The 19,485-nt window shown below is 42.1% G+C and carries 16 protein-coding genes; 14 read left to right on the forward strand and 2 right to left on the reverse strand.

What is annotated here, in order from left to right; all coding sequences use genetic code 11:
• Positions 1 to 301 precede the first annotated feature (301 nt).
• The 8 genes from QWZ17_RS03345 to QWZ17_RS03380 all read left to right on the forward strand — a co-directional run bounded on the left by QWZ17_RS03345 (position 302) and on the right by QWZ17_RS03380 (position 8,434).
• On the forward strand, positions 302 to 1,441 hold the full coding sequence (locus QWZ17_RS03345; protein ID WP_290303506.1) for a glycosyltransferase: 1,140 nt from the start codon (positions 302 to 304) through the stop codon (positions 1,439 to 1,441).
• Positions 1,432 to 2,037: an RNA polymerase sigma factor gene (locus QWZ17_RS03350; RefSeq protein WP_290303507.1), complete on the forward strand. Its 606-nt coding sequence runs from the start codon at positions 1,432 to 1,434 to the stop codon at positions 2,035 to 2,037. Before QWZ17_RS03345 ends, QWZ17_RS03350 begins: the two co-directional genes overlap by 10 nt.
• Positions 2,027 to 2,659: a 16S rRNA (guanine(527)-N(7))-methyltransferase RsmG gene (gene rsmG, locus QWZ17_RS03355; protein ID WP_290303508.1), complete on the forward strand. Its 633-nt coding sequence runs from the start codon at positions 2,027 to 2,029 to the stop codon at positions 2,657 to 2,659. The genes QWZ17_RS03350 and rsmG overlap by 11 nt, the downstream gene beginning before the upstream one ends.
• A 329-nt stretch (positions 2,660 to 2,988) precedes the next feature.
• Positions 2,989 to 4,119 carry a tRNA guanosine(34) transglycosylase Tgt gene (gene tgt, locus QWZ17_RS03360; RefSeq protein WP_290303509.1) on the forward strand — a complete coding sequence of 377 codons (1,131 nt, stop codon included), beginning with the start codon at positions 2,989 to 2,991 and terminating at the stop codon, positions 4,117 to 4,119.
• An 85-nt stretch (positions 4,120 to 4,204) separates the two neighbouring features.
• Entirely contained in the window at positions 4,205 to 5,308 is a 1,104-nt protein-coding gene (locus QWZ17_RS03365; RefSeq protein WP_290303510.1) for an LptF/LptG family permease, read from the forward strand.
• Positions 5,308 to 6,219: a DMT family transporter gene (locus tag QWZ17_RS03370; protein WP_290303511.1), complete on the forward strand. Its 912-nt coding sequence runs from the start codon at positions 5,308 to 5,310 to the stop codon at positions 6,217 to 6,219. The genes QWZ17_RS03365 and QWZ17_RS03370 overlap by 1 nt, the downstream gene beginning before the upstream one ends.
• A 1,044-nt stretch (positions 6,220 to 7,263) precedes the next feature.
• Complete coding sequence (locus tag QWZ17_RS03375; protein ID WP_290303512.1) at positions 7,264 to 7,542, forward strand: LapA family protein; 279 nt, start codon at positions 7,264 to 7,266, stop codon at positions 7,540 to 7,542.
• A 4-nt stretch (positions 7,543 to 7,546) separates the two neighbouring features.
• The gene (locus tag QWZ17_RS03380) at positions 7,547 to 8,434 is read left to right on the forward strand and encodes an NAD(P)-dependent oxidoreductase (RefSeq protein ID WP_290303513.1); all 888 of its coding nucleotides are present in this window, start codon (positions 7,547 to 7,549) and stop codon (positions 8,432 to 8,434) included.
• Positions 8,435 to 8,571: 137 nt separating this feature from the next.
• Here QWZ17_RS03380 and ispE read toward each other — a convergent pair whose 3' ends face one another.
• Positions 8,572 to 9,372, reverse strand: a complete 801-nt coding sequence (gene ispE, locus QWZ17_RS03385; protein ID WP_290303514.1) for a 4-(cytidine 5'-diphospho)-2-C-methyl-D-erythritol kinase — start codon at positions 9,370 to 9,372, stop codon at positions 8,572 to 8,574.
• Between the two features lie 365 nt (positions 9,373 to 9,737).
• Here ispE and QWZ17_RS03390 point away from each other — a divergent pair, with 365 nt between their 5' ends.
• The 6 genes from QWZ17_RS03390 (at position 9,738) to QWZ17_RS03415 (ending at position 17,281) form a co-directional block, all read left to right on the forward strand.
• Positions 9,738 to 10,559 carry a thymidylate synthase gene (locus tag QWZ17_RS03390; protein ID WP_290303515.1) on the forward strand — a complete coding sequence of 274 codons (822 nt, stop codon included), beginning with the start codon at positions 9,738 to 9,740 and terminating at the stop codon, positions 10,557 to 10,559.
• Between the two features lie 62 nt (positions 10,560 to 10,621).
• Positions 10,622 to 10,987 carry a four helix bundle protein gene (locus QWZ17_RS03395; RefSeq protein ID WP_290303516.1) on the forward strand — a complete coding sequence of 122 codons (366 nt, stop codon included), beginning with the start codon at positions 10,622 to 10,624 and terminating at the stop codon, positions 10,985 to 10,987.
• Positions 10,988 to 11,049: 62 nt separating this feature from the next.
• Positions 11,050 to 11,532: a dihydrofolate reductase gene (locus QWZ17_RS03400; RefSeq protein WP_290303517.1), complete on the forward strand. Its 483-nt coding sequence runs from the start codon at positions 11,050 to 11,052 to the stop codon at positions 11,530 to 11,532.
• 115 nt (positions 11,533 to 11,647) lie between these two features.
• Entirely contained in the window at positions 11,648 to 14,629 is a 2,982-nt protein-coding gene (secDF, locus tag QWZ17_RS03405; protein ID WP_290303518.1) for a protein translocase subunit SecDF, read from the forward strand.
• A gap of 318 nt (positions 14,630 to 14,947) precedes the next feature.
• Positions 14,948 to 16,261 (forward strand): NAD(P)/FAD-dependent oxidoreductase, encoded by a 1,314-nt coding sequence (locus QWZ17_RS03410; protein WP_290303519.1) that lies wholly within the window; start codon positions 14,948 to 14,950, stop codon positions 16,259 to 16,261.
• 168 nt (positions 16,262 to 16,429) lie between these two features.
• Positions 16,430 to 17,281, forward strand: a complete 852-nt coding sequence (locus QWZ17_RS03415; protein ID WP_290303520.1) for a hydroxymethylglutaryl-CoA lyase — start codon at positions 16,430 to 16,432, stop codon at positions 17,279 to 17,281.
• 182 nt (positions 17,282 to 17,463) lie between these two features.
• Here the strand turns inward: QWZ17_RS03415 and QWZ17_RS03420 are convergent, their stop codons facing one another.
• Positions 17,464 to 18,690, reverse strand: a complete 1,227-nt coding sequence (locus tag QWZ17_RS03420) for an ROK family protein (protein WP_290303521.1) — start codon at positions 18,688 to 18,690, stop codon at positions 17,464 to 17,466.
• Positions 18,691 to 19,485: the final 795 nt, after the last annotated feature.

The following is a 19,485-nucleotide window of genomic DNA, read 5'->3' on the forward strand; positions in this document are numbered from 1 at the left end:
TATTGAGATGATATTGCCGCCGGCCCAAAAACCGTCCCGGCAATTTCTTGCGTAATAACCTTTCCTCTTTTTTAGTGTTTTTTTGATGTAGGGGCGCATTACATGCATCTAATACCATACAGACCTGCATTGTAAATACATACATCTGCAACTTGCTGTAAATACGTTTCTAATCTCTCCTCACTTTATCCACACATTTGCCCAACAATCAAACAGTGTGGAAAAAAACTTCAGTCAATAACAGTTAATAATCAAATAAACAGGAACAACAGCCTATCAAATTCGTGTATTTTTAACAACTTTGCCTGATTATTATTGGTCATTGGAAACTTATATACAAATCGTACTTTTTGTTCTGCTTCAGCTCTGTTTTATTTTTCAGCTGTATTACCTGGTAAGTAACCATAGCCGCCTTATCAGCTATAAGCCTGTCGAAACGCTTCCGCAGGTATTGATACCTGTTTCTGTTATCATCAGCGCGCGTAACGAAGCCCAAAATCTACAGGAAAATCTCCCTTTTATATTAGAACAAAATTACCACGATTTTGAGGTTGTAGTGATCAATGACTGCTCGTACGATAGATCGGACGAGGTATTGGAAGACCTGCAGCGCCAGTATCCGCGCCTTAAAGTAGTTACCATTACCGAGCATGACCGCTTTAAAACCGGGAAAAAATTTGCCCTCACCCTTGGTATCAAAGCCTCAAAACACGAATACCTATTATTTACCGATGCCGATTGTAAACCGGCTTCAACTAACTGGATTACCCGCATGGCTGCCGGCTTTGGTAACGGTGCCGAGATTGTTTTAGGGTACTCGCCGTACTATAAAACCAGCAGTTTTATCAGCCGTTTTACCCGTTTTGAAACCCTTAAAACGGCCATGAACTATCTTTCATGTGCTTTAAAAGGCGAAGCCTATATGGGTATTGGCCGCAACCTGGCGTATACCAAAACATTGTTTTTTAGCGCAAAGGGCTTTGCTTCACACATGCACATTTTATCTGGCGATGATGATTTGTTTGTAAATCAACACGCTACAGCCAACAATACAGTTACCGAAATTAATCCCGAAGCCTTCACTTATACCGCAGCCAAAACCAGCTGGCCAGCATACTTTAAGCAAAAGAAAAGACACATGAGCGTTGGCAAACTGTATAAAAAAAGGGACCGTACCATGCTCAGTTTTGATGCCATAAGCGGCTTTTTGTTTTATATATTGCTTATACTGTGCTTTGTATTCAGATATGAACCTTTATTGGCATTAGGTTTGTGGCTTTTTAGGCTTATAGTACAGCTTATTATTTATAACAAAATATTCAAAAAATTAGATGGCAAAGATGTAATTTGGTATCTGCCATTTTTTGATTTCATATATTATATGTATTTGACTGTATTTGGTTTGGTTGGGGCTCTTATAAAAACTTCCCAATGGAAATAAACGCGAATTTTACCGAAAACGCCAAGAATGATTTTCACCTGGTGGTGAGGGCCCGCAAAGGCGATCAAAAGGCGTATGCCGATCTGATGCACCGCTACAAAGATTCCATATATTTTATGGTTTTAAAGATGGTGAACAACAAGGAGGATGCCATGGATCTTACCGTTGAAACCTTTGCCAAGGCGTTTGAAAAGCTGGAAAAATACCAGCCCGATTATGCTTTTAGCACCTGGCTTTTTAGGGTAGCTACCAATAATTGTATCGACTTTATTCGTAAAAAGAAGCTAAATACGCAATCGATTCACGGGATGACGGACGAAGATGGCGACGAAAAGCCGCTTCAAATTAAGGCTGATGTATTGAATCCCGAGGAAACATCCATTAAAAAACAGCAAACGCAAGAGCTTAAAACACTCATAGAAAGCTTGCCGCCGCGCTACCGTAACCTCATTACGCTTCGTTATTTTGATGAATTATCATACGAAGAGATTGCCCAGCAATTAGATTTACCCCTGGGTACGGTAAAAGCACAGTTATTTAGGGCCCGCTACTTGCTTGGCAACATCATAAACCGTTTTAACAGGGATGACATCTGATATCGTTTTCAAATATTTTCCCGAACTAACTGAGCAGCAACGCGCCCAGATTGAGCAACTACCCGGATTATATAATTTGTGGAACAGCCAGATCAACGTAATATCCCGCAAGGATATTGATTTGTTATACGAGCGCCACGTTTTGCACTCCCTCGGCATAGCCAAAATCATGACTTTTTTACCCGGCGAAAACGTACTTGACGTTGGTACGGGTGGCGGTTTTCCGGGTATTCCGTTGGCTATAATGTTCCCCCAAACGCAGTTCCATTTGGTTGATTCTATAGGCAAAAAGATAAAAGTAGTGCAGGAAGTAGCCAAAGCTTTAGGCTTAACAAACGTGCAAGCCAGTCATGCCCGTGCCGAGCAAATTGACGAAAAGTTTGACTTTGTGGTGTCCCGCGCGGTAACCCAGCTGCGTGATTTTTACCCCTGGGTGCGTGCCAAATTCAAAAAACAATCGGGTAATAAACTGCCAAATGGCATCCTTTACCTTAAAGGCGGCGACCTTGACCAGGAGATCAAAGAATCGGGACTTAAAGTACAGCAATATCACCTTAAAGATCATTTTACCGAAGAGTTTTTTGAAACTAAACAAGTGATTTATGTGAAAGCTGTGGTGTAATTAGTGCCTTTCTACCATATTATATTGAATAAAAAACTCGATAAATCATCATTGCAGAATAGTGTAAACTAATCTTCTCCACCTTGTCATGCTGAGGAACGAAGCATCTATTCGCAAATTTGCACGGCGAACACGCAGGGTGCAGAATAGATCCTTCGCTGCGCTCAGGATGACAAAACTTTTTTTACAATACATCAGAAATAGGCGGCATTTGCCAACTTCCTTCTCCAATTTCAGTGTATATCTGTTATTTATAAAATCTTTTTTTATCCACCGCCTGCTCGCAAAAGCCTCAATGAGGCTTTTTTTGTTAATTTTACACCCTCAAAATGAAATTTAAATTAGCAGCACAAGACCCGCTTTCAAAAGCGCGAGCCGGCGAAATCACCACCGATCACGGCACTATACAAACCCCAATTTTTATGCCTGTGGGTACCGCCGGTACCGTAAAAGCGGTGCACCAACGCGAGCTTAAAAGCGATATTGAAGCACAGATCATATTAGGAAACACCTACCATTTATACCTTCGCCCGGGGCTTAACATACTGGAAAGTGCCGGCGGATTGCATAAATTTAACGGCTGGGAAGGTCCTATTTTAACAGATAGCGGAGGCTACCAGGTGTATTCTTTAACCGAAGTACGCAAAATAAAGGAGGAAGGTGTAACGTTTCGCTCACATATCGACGGTTCAAAACACCTGTTTACGCCCGAAAATGTGATGGATATTCAGCGTACAATTGGTGCCGATATCATCATGGCTTTTGACGAATGTACCCCCTACCCCTGCGATTACGGCTACGCCCGCCGATCAATAGAAATGACCCATCGCTGGCTCAAACGCTGCTGCGACAGGTTTGATAGTACAGGCCCAAAATACGGGTATGATCAAACGCTTTTCCCCATTGTACAGGGCTCGGTTTATAAAGATCTGCGTGTAAAATCGGCCGAAGTTATCGCCTCTTTTGAGCGCGAAGGCAACGCCATTGGCGGTCTTTCGGTAGGTGAACCGGCCGAAGAAATGTACGCCATGACCGAAATTGTTTGCAATATTTTGCCCGAACAGAAGCCCCGATACCTCATGGGCGTAGGCACTCCTATCAATATTTTAGAAAATATCGCCCTCGGAATTGACATGTTTGACTGTGTTATGCCGACCAGGAATGCCCGGAATGGTATGCTTTTTACCAAAAATGGCATCATCAATATCAAGAATAAAAAGTGGGAAGATGACTTTTCGCCCATTGAAGAAGACAGCGATTTGTACGCCGACAAGGAATATAGCAAGGCCTATTTGCGCCATTTAATTCACTCGGGAGAGATGCTGGGCGCGCAAATTGCCACCCTGCATAACCTTCATTTTTATCTTTGGCTGGTAAAAGAAGCGCGCAAAAAGATCATTGCCGGCGAGTTTTATGCATGGAAAAACATGATGGTAAAACGCCTTGGCGAGCGATTATAATACCGCCGCATCCAATAAAAAAAGGTAATATGCGTTGTGCTTACATAATACTAAACCGTGGCTTTAACAAACAATTGATTTGCCAATGAGGACTTTTTTACACCGGTATCTGATGGTTATCGACAGGTTTATCATGAAGAAATACCTGGGCACTTTTGTGTTTACGATGCTCATTTTTGCCGCTATATCTGTGGTGTTTGACATCTCTGAAAAGCTGGATAACTTTACCAGTAAACACGCCAGTTTGCACGATATTGTGTTTAGATACTACGCCGGTTTTGTGCCTTTTTACCTCAATTTACTATCGCCTTTAATCAACTTTTTGGCCGTAATTTTCTTTACCGCCAAGATGGCAAACCAAACCGAGATAGTACCGATATTGAGTGGCAAGGCCAGTTTTAACCGCTTTTTAAGGCCCTATTTTTTGGCCGCTACCCTCATATTTATCGTGTCTTTTTTTGCAAATGTGTACCTCATACCTTACACAAATCACCTCAAAAACGACTTTGAAAACGAGAACGGGATAGCCGATAACGACCCCACGAAGAGCGAAGTACACATGCAAATTGATAAACATACCTACGTTTATTTATCAAATTACGACCCCGTAACACACAATGGTTACAACTTTATAATGGAAAAATTCAATGGTGATACCCTGCGCGAGAAGCTTATTGCCAACACCATTACCTATGATTCTGTGAAAAGAATATGGTCATTAAAGGACTATGCTGTTAAATATGTACGCGGTTTAAAGGAGCAATTTATCCATAGTACAGGCCAAAAAGATACCGTTTTAGACATGCATCCGGGCGACTTTATTGTTTATGATAACGTGTATGCGGCCATGTCATTATCGGAGCTAAACAAGAATATTGACAAGGAAAAACTACGCCGTCCCGAGGTTTTAAACAACCTGTATTTTGAAAAATTTCACCGTTTTGTGTACCCTTTATCGGCCTACGTATTGACTATTTTGGGAGTTGCTTTATCATCCCGCAAGGTGCGCGGAGGGGTAGGTTTACCCCTTGGGATAGGCATTTTATTGTGCTTTGCCTATATCATCATTGAGAAGTTTTCTATCGTTTTTTCGATAAAAGGCGGGGTACCTCCCATCTTTACGGTGCTTATAAGTAACACCATGTTTGGTATATTGGGCTATTATTTACTCCGTAAAGCACCAAAATAGTGTCGCAAAGCCCGCAAAAAGCCCCTAAAAATCTAAATAAGGATCTCATAATTCTTCATTTTACAGTTTTTATTTGGGGATTTACGGGCATTTTGGGTCAATTAATTACCATTTCGGCAGTACAATTGGTATGGTACAGGGTGTTTATCGCCTCTGTTTCACTTTTCCTGTACTTCAAATTCAGCAAAACAGACTTTAAAGTTGAGCGCAAAACCATCGTTAAAATGGTTTTTACAGGTGCAATTGTGGGCGCGCATTGGGTGCTTTTCTTTGCTTCCATTAAGCTTTCCACCGTTCCGGTAACGCTGGTTTGCCTATCCAGCATTACCTTGTTTACGGCTATTTTTGAGCCGATGATCAAGAAAACCAGCATCTCCAAACTGGAAATTTTAGCCGGATTATTAATCATTAGCGGCATCGTTTTAATTTTCAAATTTGAAACGAAATACACTAAGGGTATTATAACAGGCCTCATGAGCGCGGTTTGCGCAAGCCTTTTTTCTATCATCAATTCAAAATTTGTACAGAAAACCCAGGCTCCGGTAATTGCTTTTTATGAACTAAGCGGTGCCTTTTTCTGGATCTCCGTATACCTTTTAGTCATCAATGGCTACAACCAAAAGCTACTGCTAAAACCTACCGACGTGGGATACCTTTTACTACTTGGCACCGTTTGTACATCGCTGGCCTACGTTGCCGGGGTATCTGTAATGCGCCAGCTTTCGGCGTTCAGGGTGGCGCTCATCACCAACCTTGAGCCAGTATATGGCATCATTTTATCATTTATTTTCTTTGGCGATTTGAACAAAATGTCGCTTGGTTTTTGGGCCGGATCGGTGCTTATCCTGTCTACCATTTTTCTGTACCCAGTTGCCCAAACACAAATTGCCAGGCGTAAAAACAGGCCTTAACATTTGCCACTTTTTTAAAGCCAGCGTATCCTTACCCTAACTTTTCTTTTCGTTTTTGATTGCCGGGAGCGTGCCAGAATCATCCCGCTTACTCGCTCTTATTTTGCATTTCCTTCAAAAAAAACTGCCGGATAGGGGCGAAATCTCTATAACTACCAAGGCCATTTTTAAGCCCTCAGAGCCACTCAAATTTTCAGACGTATTCTGGTGCGCTTAAACGCTTTTTAATTTATTAGCGCCAAAATCTGATTTTTAGTTAGTGTATTGATATTTTAAATAACGAAAACGCACAAAAGTCGAACGAAAGCTATATTTTAATAAAATTTCATTTAAACAAAATTAAAAATCAGCTTTATATAAAAAATATATAAATAAAATAATCAGATACTTATGTAATTTATCAAAAGTAAAAATTAAACAAAAAAGACATAAGTTTAAAATCAAAAAACTAAAAATATTAGCAAATACTAAACAGGCCATAAAATAGTACACTTATAAATCACTATATCAGTACTTTAAAACACCTTATATCAGCCAAAACTCAGCTTATTCGATTTGCGCATAGGTAAATCCTTAAGTGTATCGAACTAAAAAATGAGAATTTAAATAAATTGGTTATGATTGCTCCCGATGTATACGAAATTGAAAAAACGTGAGAATTTTTTCACTCTCGTCTGCAATCTTGAAATCAAATTCAAGTCGCCAAAACTCGTGCTAAATGAAAACGGGGAGAGATTGCCAGGCGGCAAAATTTAAAATTGCAGATGGCGATCGTTTTCTGCCGATAGCCCTCCACTCCCATTTTCCTGGGCCGTTTTCCGGGTTATTATTTTTGTGCGGGAACAAATCACCCGCGTCTCAAAAAAATCAACGTTAGTCGATTTTAGCCCAAATGAAAAGTCACGAAAACGACTCGTCAAAAAATCAAAAATCACAACCCGGAAAAATCCGAAATCTCAATTCCGAAATCCGAAATCGCCTACCTTCATTTTTAATAAACATTAAAAAACCTCATCTTGTATTAACTGTTAAAATCAACACAACATGAGCATCAAAACAATCACCATCATAATCATCACGGTGTTGCTTACGGCAGCCCTGGCACAAAATACCGACGACGTTACGTTCGCATTTTTATTCATGAATTTCAGGATCTCCAAACTGGCCATCATGATTACCATGACGGTGATCGGTTTCATTTTGGGCTACCTGGTTGGCCGGCCTAAAAAGGCTAAGTTTGATATAGAGGGCTACCACGACAGCATACACACCAAAGAAGATAAAAATACACTAAGTGACGAAGACAGGGACTACATCAGCTAATACTATGGAAAAGAAAATCGGATTTATCGGCCTTGGCAACATGGGCATTCACATGGCCAAAAACCTCATCAGCGAGGGCTATCATTTACAGGTTTACAACCGCACCATTAACAAGGCCGACGAGATTGGCACCACCGGCTTTACCAAATGCCAAACCCCGGCCGAAGCAGCCGCCGGCGTGCCCATTGTGATCACGATGCTCTCCGAAGATTCGGTGTTGCGAGAATCGGTTGTAGGCGACGACGGAATTTTAAAAACGCTACAGCCAAATGCTGTGCACATCTCTATGAGCACCATCTCGCCGGAAACATCTGTTGAGTTAGCGGCGGCGCACACAAAAGCAGGCAGTCATTACCTGGCATCGCCCGTGTTTGGAAGGCCCGAGGCAGCAGCCGCGAAAAAATTATTTATTTGTGTTTCCGGTCCGCAGGCGGTTAAAGATTTAGCAACACCCGTGTTGGAATGTTTAGGGCAGGCCATCCATGATTTTGGCGAAGAAATTGGCGGTGCCAACGTGGTAAAAATCGCGGGCAATTTTATGATCATGGCTTCGATGGAAATGATGGCCGAGGCTTATACCCTTGCCGAGAAGAACGGGCTCGACCGCGCGCAGGTAGCCAACTTTTTTGGCTCCACTTTATTCAACGCACCCATTTATCAAAACTACGGCAGACTCATTGCCAACAAACAATACGAGCCCGTAGGTTTCAAGGCCAGCCTGGGCTATAAGGACGCGCGCCTGGCATTTAGATTATCGCAGGCAAGTGAGACACCCATGCCGATAGTAAACACCGTACACAGCCGCTTATTGACCGCCGTTGCCAAAGGCCTTGGCGATAAGGATTGGGTGGAAGGTTTTGGACGCGGCGTGAGCGAGGACGCGGGAATTTAAATTTCGGAATTGGGATGTTCGATTTCGGATTTATTTGAATTTCGGATTTCGGAATTGTGATTTCGGATTTATTGAGTTTTGAAAAATTTAAAAATTCAAAATAAAAAAATCCGAAATCGAAAATCCGAAATCCGATATCAGACAAAGTACACTTCGTTCTCTTCTTTCAAAAATTCCACATCCGGCTCGTGGTCAAAAATACCGAACACGGATGCACCACTCCCGCTCATGCTGGCGTAGATGGCACCGGCCTGGTAAAGGGCTGCTTTTACGCCGCGGATCTCTACTTGGTTTTTGAAGATGGAAGTTTCAAAATCATTTTTGATATGCTTACGCCATTCGGTGATTGGCTCGTTGATCAGATCGAACAAAGAGTCTTTTACCGGCGTTGGTTTTACACCCCCGTAAGCCTCACCCGTCGACACGTGAACCGGCGGCATCACCAGCACAATTTTGTAAGCCGACAAATCGAGTTTGATATTTTCAAACTCGTCGCCTTTTTCAAAAGCATACACCGGTTTGTTCTCGATGAAGAAGGCGCAGTCCGCGCCAAGCCTGCGGGCATAGTCGGTCATCTCCTCCACAGATAATCCGAGTTTAAATTCTTCGTTCATCAACCTGATAAAAAAAGCGGCATCGGCCGAGCCACCGCCAAGCCCCGCGCCTATCGGAATATTTTTGTGGAGGTGAATTTTTACCGGCGGCAAATCAAAATCTTTTTTGAGCATGTGATAGCCCTTCACGCAAAGATTATCCTCTGCCCTCCCCGGAATCTCAATGCCCGAAGAAGTAAAACTCAGCGCATCGCTTTTTACCACCTCCAGGGCATCCTTCAGGTTGATGGGATAAAAAATAGTTTCGAGGTTATGGTAGCCATCCGTCCGGCGCTCTGTGATGTTAAGACCGATGTTTATTTTGGCGTTGGGGAAGATGATCATTTGTTTTTGGTTGATTGGGTTGACTAAGCTGGATTGAGTTGATTGAGTTGGATTAAGTTGAATGAGTTATTGTTTTTACCTGTTTTTACAAATTTCATTTTTTGATTAACTTTCAATTAAACTTGCTAAGGCTTCTAAACCTAATCAACCCATTCAACTTAATCCAACTTAATCAACCCAGATACTCGCCCCAAAGTTATCACGAATGATTAACAAACCTCTATTTTTGCACATCTTTAGGATTGTTAGCGATGATTATTTTTCTTTGCCTTTTAGAAATGTTCACTGGTTTATTGGTTCATTGAATTTTTAGGGTATCAACCTAATCAACTCAATCAACCTAATCAACCTAATCAACCAAAATAATGAAACAGTATCTCGATTTGATGAAGCATGTATTGGAAACCGGCGCGCAAAAGCACGACAGGACGGGTACCGGTACAGTGAGTGTGTTTGGCTACCAGATGCGTTTCAACCTCAAAGAGGGCTTCCCGATGGTGACCACCAAAAAGCTGCACCTTAAATCCATCATCCATGAGTTGATATGGTTTTTGAGCGGCGATAGTAATATTCGCTACCTGAAAGAAAATGGCGTGCGTATTTGGGACGAGTGGGCCGATGCCGATGGCAACCTCGGGCCGGTGTACGGTGTGCAGTGGCGTTCATGGCCTACGCCGGATGGCGGCCACATTGACCAGATTGCCCAGGTAGTTAACCAAATCAAAAACAACCCCGATTCGCGCCGCATGATTGTATCGGCATGGAACGTTGCCGAGGTTAATCAAATGGCGCTGCCTCCCTGCCACAGCTTATTCCAGTTTTATGTGGAACCTGCTGATGCTGCAAAGGGCGAAACCAAAGGCAAGCTTTCGTGCCAGTTGTACCAACGCAGCGCCGATATATTTTTGGGCGTGCCTTTCAATATTGCCTCATACGCCCTGCTTACCATGATGGTGGCCCAGGTTTGCGATTTGGATTACGGCGACTTTATCCACACCCTTGGCGATGCCCACCTGTACAACAATCACCTGGAGCAAGTGAACCTGCAACTAAGCCGCGAGCCAAGACCATTGCCAACCATGAAAATCAACCCCAACGTAAAAGACATCTTCGGTTTCAAGTTTGAAGATTTCACTTTGGAGAATTATGATCCGCATCCGCATATCAAGGGGGTAGTGGCGGTGTAGTCATTTGCTGCGCGTCATTTGTCTCAGGTCATTTAGTCATTTTTTGTTTTCGATACTTTGATATGAGTAACCGGATAGAGGATCTGGAAATTTATAACCTGTCTGCGGTATTTGCTCATCAGGTGTGGGCGCTTGTTATCACGTGGGATTATTTTGCAAAAGATACTATCGTTAAGCAATTGGTTCGCTCTTCCGATTCTATCAGCGCTAACATAGCCGAAGGCTTTGGAAGATTCCATTACAAGGAAAACAAAAACTTCTGCTATTTTAGCAGAGGCTCAATAATCGAAACCAAAACGTGGCTAATCAAATCGGAACAACGAAATTTGATATCTGCCGAACAATTTCAATCATTGATCCAACAACTGGAAACAATTCATCTAAAATTAAACATCTACATAAAATTCATTGGAAATGTCAAAAAGTAAAAATCATAAAGCCAACATACAGGCTAATGACCTAATGACTCAATGACTCAATGACATGAAATATGATCACATCTATCATAGTGGCTACGGCCAAAAATAACGCCATCGGTAAAGACAATAAATTACTCTGGTACCTGCCCAACGATCTTAAACATTTTAAAGATGTAACCACCGGGCATTCGGTGATTATGGGGCGCAAAACATTTGAGTCGGTGGGTAAGCCGCTACCTAAGCGCCGTAACATTGTGGTTACGCGGCAAGCCATCAGCATTGAAGGTTGCGAGGTAGTAACTTCAATTGAAGCTGCGCTGGCGCTTTGTGCCGATGAGGACGAAGTGTTTATTGTTGGCGGGGCCGAGATTTACAAACAGTCTGTCCCGTTAACAGACCGCATTTATTTAACAAAGGTTGACCAGGATTTTGAGGGCGACACTTTTTTCCCGGAACTGACTGCTGCGGAGTGGGAAGAAACCGAACGCGAAAATTTTGAGCCGGATGACAAAAACAAGTTGAAGTATTCGTTCATAACACTTGAACGTCGCTAACATTTTTTGTCATCAATTTGTTTTAATTTAAAATTTTGTGCTTGCGAAATTTTATTAGATTTGCCGTCTTATTAAAAAAAGCTTATAAACTAATTAATTACATATTACAAATTCGATGCAAGGTAAAGGGGTTATTAAATTTTTCGCCATTCTGCTGGCAGTTGTATGCTTATACCAGCTGTCATTTACATGGGTGGCCCAAAAAGTTGAGAGTGATGCCATGGCGATCGCAAAGGGAAATCCTGAAAAGTATCAGGCTTACCTGGACTCAATGTCTACACAACCGGTATATCCGATATTAAAACACACGTACGCTTACGCGCTACAAAGGAAACTTGCATTAGGCCTGGATTTAAAGGGTGGTATGAACGTTACCATGCAAATTCAACTGGATGAGCTGGTACGTAAAATTGCCAACAACAATCCTGATGTTACGTTTAACCAGGCTTTAGCAAATGCCGACAAATTGCAGGCTGATGCAAAAACCAGCCAAAAAGATTACATCGCGTTATTTGTTAGTGAGTATGAAAAATTAAATCCGGATGGTAAACTGGCTGCTATTTTTTCAACAAAAGATAACCAGGACCACTTAAAGTTTAACGCTTCAAACAGCGAAGTTGAAACTTACCTGAAAGATTTGGCTAATACAGCGGTAAAACAATCGTTCACCGTTTTAAACACACGTATCAACCAGTTTGGTGTAACCCAGCCTAACATTCAGTTAGAGGCGAGTTCAAACCGTATCCTGATTGAATTACCTGGTGTTAAAGAACCAGATCGCGTTCGTAAATTATTATCAGGTTCGGCAAAGCTTGAATTTTATCAAACATTTGATAACAGCGAAGCTTACCAAACCATAATTGCTGTTGATAATCTTTTTGCTGCAAAAAATAAAACTGTAAAAACCGATACATCGAAAGCAACTGCCGCGGTAGCTGCAAAAACCGATACTGCTGCAAAAGCAGGTTCGTTATTGAGCAAGGTTCAAAAAAATGCCGCTAAAGACACATCGGCTGCCGCACTTAACAGCAAATCACAATTGGCATCATTACACCCGTTGTTGTCTGTAATGTCGTTAAACGTTTTCCCTAACGCAAACGGTCAGCAGTCATTGGGTCAGGGCCCGGTTGTTGGTTACGCTTTATTGAAAGATACCGCTAAAGTTAATTCATACCTGCATAGCGCGTTGGTTAAATCAGTTATACCGCGCAACATGAAATTCCTTTGGGATGTAAAACCTTTAAAGGATGCTAAACAAAAAGCATTTGCTTTATACGCTATTAAATTAAGCGGCGCCGAAAACGGCCCTGTATTATCTGGCGATGTTATTAATGATGCCAACCCGGATATTGATCAAAAAGGCAGCCCTGAAGTAAGAATGGTGATGAACTCACAAGGTGCCGAAAAATGGCGCGTGATCACTGCCGAAGCTGCTGCAGCAACCAATAAGAGGGCTATCGCCATCGTGTTGGACGATAACGTATACTCTGCTCCTAACGTTCAAAATGAAATTTCTGGTGGTGTATCATCAATATCAGGAAGCTTTACACAAGAAGATACCAGGGATTTGGCCAACGTGTTAAAGGCTGGTCGCTTGCCTGCTCCGGCACATATCGTGTCTGAAGAAATTGTTGGTCCGTCATTAGGTCAGGAGGCCATCACTGCCGGTATTACCTCAAGTATCCTTGGTTTAGTAGTGGTATTGATCTTCATGATCGCTTACTACAATCGTGCGGGTACTGTAGCGGTAGTTGCGGTAATCATCAACATCTTCTTCCTGATGGGCGTATTAACCAGCTTAGGTGCTGTGTTAACTGTACCAGGTATCGCGGGTATCGTGTTAACGCTCGGTATCGCGGTGGATGCCAACGTATTGGTTTACGAACGTGTACGTGAAGAACTTGCTTTAGGCAAATCATTAAAAATTGCCGTAGCCGATGGTTTCAAACACGCGTTACCTTCAATCCTGGATTCGCAGATCAGTACATTCCTTACCGGTTTAATCCTGTTCATCTTTGGTTCGGGCCCAATCCAGGGTTTTGCTACCACATTGATGATCGGTATCGTAACTTCATTGTTCTGTTCACTGTTGATCTCAAGGGTTATATTTGAGTGGATGTTGGACAAAAACATGGAGATCAAATTCAGCAATCCATGGAGTTCACATACCTTCAAAAATGCAAACTTCGCGTTTGTTAAAAACCGTTTCAAGTTTTATATTTTCTCTGGTTTATTCATTCTTGCTGGTTTAATTTCAATTGCAACCCGCGGATTTACTTACGGTGTGGATTTTGAAGGCGGACGTAACTTTATTGTTAAGTTCCCTAATAAAACTGTAACCACCGGTCAAATACATGATGCTATTGATGCAACATTAGGTCGTGGTACCGAGGTTAAAACTTTAGGTACAGATAAAATCAGTATCACTACCAACTACCTGATTAAGGAAAACAATACCGCGGCTGATGCAAAAGTAAGAAGCACCCTGGTACAGGCTTTAGGTACAAAAGCAGAAACTAAAATTTCTGACAGCGACATTTTAGGTGGAGCCAAAGTAAGCGCAACCATTGCCGATGAGTTAAAAACATCAGCTGTGTATACGGTATTGTTCGCCATCTTCGTGATCTCGGCTTATATCTTAATCCGTTTCCGCAAATGGCAGTTTAGCTTAGGCGCGATGATCGCGACAGCGCATGATGCCTTGTTAGTACTTTCATTCTTCTCTTTATTCAATGGCTTATTACCATTCTCATTGGATATCGACCAGGCGTTTATCGCGGCTATCCTAACCGTTATTGGTTACTCTATCAACGATACCGTGGTAGTATTTGACAGGATACGTGAGTTCCTTGCTCATAAAAATAAAGACGAGAATACCGAAGACGTTATCAACAAAGCGATTAACAGTACATTAAGCCGTACTATTATCACCGCTTTAACGGTAATCTTCGTATTGATCGTATTATTCTTATTTGGTGGCGACGTAATTAAAGGTTTCTCCTTTGCATTATTGATCGGTGTTATTTTTGGTACATATTCGTCTATCTGCGTGGCAACACCAGTTATCGTCGACTTTGGAAAAAAAGACCTCAAATAAAAATAATCTAAAATTATCAAAAAGGCTCCAAAGTAAATTTGGGGCCTTTTTTGTTTCGATGTGAATTAGAGATCACCTTAAAATCCGGCTTTAAATGCTTCTTTATCACTATTTAAAAGATACAAATCATCGGACAGATGGGGTTGCAAATGGCGTATAATGAGGGTATAATTGCAGTGAAAATAACCCCATCATATTAGCCGCGGCACGGCTATTGTTGATAGCACCCCAAAAGCTTTTTTGCTTTGGCTATTTAAACAGAAAAGAAGCGTAAGTATACGCTCCTGTATTATTTAATAACATTCATACTCCCTGTATATGAACACATCAGATAGCTCAAAATTCCCATTAGTAGTTATAGTAGGCGGCGGTTTTGGCGGCCTGCAGGTAGCCAAAAAACTGGCAGATAAACCGGTAAATGTTTTAATGCTGGATAAGCATAATTACCACACCTTTCAGCCCCTGTTATACCAGGTGGCCATGGGTGGGCTCGAATCAGAGTCGATAGCGTTTTCATTGCGTAAAAACTTTGATAGCCAAAAAAACTTCCGCTTTAGGATAGCCGAAGTATTAAAAGTTAATGCCGGTAAAAACACCATTGAAACCACCATTGGCGAAATAGCTTACGATTACCTGGTGCTTGCAACGGGATCGACCACCAATTTTTTTGGCAATAAAGAGATTGAAAAATTTGCAATGCCCATGAAGTCTATTCCGGAAGCGCTCAACCTGCGTTATTCGGTTTTGCAAAATATTGAGGAGGCGCTTTTAAAACCATCAAGGGAAGAGCGCGAGCCTTACCTCACATTCGTGTTAGTTGGTGCCGGCCCTACCGGCGTTGAGTTATCAGGTTCATTGGCCGAGTTGCGCAACCACGTATTAAACAAGGATTATCCCGAACTTAAAAAAGAAGACATGAAGGTTTACCTGGTAGACTTTTTGCCGAAAGTACTGGGACCGTTTTCTGACCAGGCATCGGCTGCGGCTAAAGAGTTTTTAACCAAAATGGGTGTTGAAGTACTATTAGGTGTTAAGGTGGAAAGCTACGATGGTAACGAGATTAAATTTGAAGGTGGTAAAACCATCCGCACCAAAACGGTGATCTGGAGTGCAGGCGTAATGGGCGTAGTGCCCGAAGGTATTGATAAAGGCAATATAGAACGCGGTAACCGCATTAAGGTAGATAGCGTTTGCCGGGTAATTGGCACCAGCAATATCTTTGCGATTGGCGATGTAGCAGCCATGATTACCGACGAAACGCCCAAGGGGCACCCAGGCGTGGCACAGGTAGCCATACAAATGGGCGCGCACGTAGGTAAAACCATTATACAGCTTATCACTAATGAACCTACCGCGCCGTTCAAATACTTTGATAAAGGATCATTGGCCACCATCGGGAGGAATAAAGCGGTTGCCGATCTGGGCAAAATCAGGTTCCAGGGATTTTTTGCATGGCTGGTGTGGATGTTTGTACACCTGATATCGCTTTTAGGAGGCCGTAACAAGGTTATTGTGTTCATCAACTGGATATCAAGCTACATCAACTACAATGGCGGCACAAGGCTTATCATCCGCAAATTTGAACGCGAAGGACTCACCGAGGAAGAACACTTGCCGGTGACGGTGGATTGATAGTGAGTAGTGAGTAGTGAGTAGTGAGTAGTGAGTAGTGAGTAGTGAGTAGTGAGTAGTGAGTAAAAACTTATTAGGCGTTTATATTGTTTTGAAGTTATCATTAAATTATTCAGAACTTTGATTTAGGTATTTGGGACCTAACTCAAAACTCATCACTCAAAACTCATGGTTATTAAAATTACCGAATGTCCGCGCGACGCTATGCAGGGGATAGTTCATTTTATCCCCACCGATATTAAGGCGGCTTATATTAACCTTCTTTTGCAGGTGGGGTTCGATACTATCGATTTTGGGAGTTTTGTATCGGCTAAGGCTATTCCACAATTACAGGATACTGCTGAAGTTTTGGCTAAGCTTGATTTAAGCGGCACACAATCTAAATTACTGGCCATAGTAGCCAACTACCGCGGTGCCGAAGAAGCTGTTAAACACAGGGAGATCACTTACCTGGGGTATCCATTTTCTATCTCTGAGACTTTTCAACTGCGCAACACCAATACCACACTACTCCAATCCTTTGATAATGTAAAACGGATGCAGGAATTAGCCGCTGGTAACGATAAAAAATTACTGGTTTACCTATCTATGGGTTTTGGCAACCCTTACGGGGATGAATGGAATACAGGCATCATTCATGAGTGGGCAGAAAAACTGGTAAACGAAGGCATCCACAATATAGCTTTGGCCGATACCATAGGCATTGCCAATGCAGACCAAATCAGCGGTATTTATCCTGAGCTTTGCAGGCAATTCCCGCAGGCCGAATTTGGAATCCACCTGCACAGCACACCAGATACCTGGCACCCCAAAATAGATGCAGCATACCAAAGCGGCTGCCAGCGCTTTGACGTAGCCATTAAAGGCTACGGAGGCTGCCCAATGGCCTCAGACGACCTTACAGGCAATATCGCCACAGAAAACCTATTAGGTTACCTCCAATCGCAAAACGAGCCCACAGGGCTTAATATGGACAAATTTAGGGAGGCGATGGACTATGCGGGGAGAGTATTTCTTTAGATGTGCAGATTTCAGATGTGCAGATGAGGGAATTGATGTGCAGGTATGCAGATGATGAATGTTTGAATTTAAGCTGATTTTTGACTATCAAATTCATCTAAAATCCGATAAATCAAATAAATCAGCTTAATCTCGGTTCAGAAAAAATCATTTGCAGATCTGCACATTTGAAATCTGCACATCTACGCAGTTGCCTTCGCAGCCTTCACCACTTTCGCTTTTACAGATTTATCGAAATTTTCCATTACCAATACGGCTGCGCCAACTAATTCGGCATCGAAGCCAAGTTCTGATACCAGCAATTCAGTCCCTTTGGATAAACGGGGGATACAGTATTTGTGTAAAGCCTGCTGAATGGGGGCCATTAATATTTTGGCCACTTTTGCGCCGCGGCCACTCAATACAATGGTCGCCGGGTTCATGATATGAATGAGGATGGCCAGGGCCTTCCCTATTTTGTAGCCTGCATCTGATAACAGCTCGATCGCAAACTGATCGCCGTGATTGGCGGCATCTAAGAGGGCATCGCCCATTAATTTCGAGTGATCGTTGGTATTATGCTTTAAACTGGTTATACGGCCTTGTTTAATGCCTTCAATGGCTTTTTGAGCAACCACCAGCATCGATGCCTCGGCTTCTAAACAACCACGTTTACCGCACTCGCAAAGGGAACCGTCTTCTGATAAAGGGATGTGACTTAACTCACCCGCGAAACCGGTGTGGCCTCTAAACAACTTGCCGTTAACAATCATCCCCAAACCTATACCCCAGCCCAGGTTAATCACCATTACTTCGGTTTGCGCTTTGGCAATGCCAAATTTTTGCTCGGCAAGGGCAATTAAGCTCGAATCATTATCGATATAAGTAGTAATCCCGGTATGTTCGGTAAGATAAGCGGTAAGGCTGCCGTTAGCATCGAGGTAAGTATAGTTGATTCCTTCAGTTACATTAATGAAACCAGGCATACCGATACCGATACCTGCGATTTTACCTTTGGCTATGCCCGAATCTTTGATATAGCTATTAATCTGGTTGGTAAGGATAGTAAGCGCGCTTGGGTTGTTAAGCAGTTTAAGCTCAAAAGTAAGCATATCTGCAACCGGGCTGTTCTGCAAATCAAACAATTGGATGCGTGCCGTAAGCTGATCAAGCGCTACCGCCAGTATATACATGGCATTTGCCTTTACCGAATACATTAACGGGCGACGGCCACCACTTGAAGGAGCGTAACCATGCTCAACCACAAAACCTTCGTGCATTAATTCGTTTACGGCCTTGGCTATTGATGGAATACTTTTTTCAAACAAATCGCTCAATCCCGCGCATGACATGGCTTTGTTAAAGTAAAGCCGCTTAATAATCATGTTTTTTAGCTGACTGCCCTTGATACCTTTAGTTTCGGCTTCCATTCAATAATTAATAGTTAAAGATTTTAAAAGACCTAATGTAAGTTTTTAAAGTTCATAAAAATATAAATAAAGTATTAAACTACAACTGTAAACATTACGGTTTTTAACTGGCTGATTAATTGACAAAAATAAACAAACTTAACAGAATGGTAATATAGGTAATAATATTTTGCAGATGGGAATGGTAGATTTTATGTAAAGTAAATCACATTTAGGAAGAAGGCATTTTGTATAAACCTCAGTTTTAACATAGCCATGTTGTTTTAAAAATAGTTAGCCGCTATGCGCAATGTCATTAAGTTAAGGAAAAAAAGAATTAGAAATAATATCGAATAATGAATTTCGAATGTCCAACACCGAAGGGTTTTACTTCATTATTCGATATTGGACATTCAGTGTTCGATATTAAATCAACATTAAATCATTAACTTAATGACATTTCGCTATGCGGCATCTTGTATTTGGGGTGTATGGGCTACAAACAGGTGGTCGCTACGCGCAATGTCTTTAAGTTAAGGATTTTCTCCCCCATAGGGGGTAGAGCTTTGTAGAAAAACAGGAGATAATGCTCCGTGCCGTAGGTACGGAACCTGTGTAGCGTACCTACGGCACGCAAAAAATATTAATTTCGCATGCTACAAAGCTTTTGCTCCGATGGAGCAACCTGTCAATCTCTTAACTTAATGACATTGCGCTAGGCGACATAAATGATAAACGCAGATCATTGCTAAAACTACCTTTATGCCGCATAGCGGCTACCTGTTTGTAGAAAAAACACATACAAGATTTTATGCA

Source organism: Mucilaginibacter flavus, assembly GCF_030409315.1.
In the GTDB taxonomy this organism is placed as follows: Bacteria; Bacteroidota; Bacteroidia; order Sphingobacteriales; family Sphingobacteriaceae; genus Mucilaginibacter; species Mucilaginibacter flavus.